The following is a 255-nucleotide window of genomic DNA, read 5'->3' on the forward strand; positions in this document are numbered from 1 at the left end:
ACAAGCCGTTCCTGCTGCCAATCGAGGACGTATTCTCCATCTCCGGCCGTGGTACCGTTGTTACCGGTCGTGTAGAGCGCGGTATCGTCAAGGTTGGCGAAGAGCTGGAAATCGTTGGTCTGAAGAACACTGTCAAGACCACTTGCACCGGCGTGGAAATGTTCCGCAAGCTGCTGGATCAGGGTCAGGCTGGTGACAACGTTGGCGTGCTGCTGCGTGGTACCAAGCGTGAAGACGTTGAGCGTGGTCAGGTTC

Annotated in this window: 1 protein-coding gene; it reads left to right on the top strand. The window is 56.9% G+C overall.

Translation table 11 applies throughout. From position 1 onward, the window contains the following. Positions 1 to 255, top strand: a 255-nt coding sequence (locus tag ACZ9W6_RS17705; RefSeq protein WP_465192499.1) for an EF-Tu/IF-2/RF-3 family GTPase, incomplete at both ends; no start/stop codon positions are given.

It is taken from the genome of Vogesella lacus (assembly GCF_979366295.1).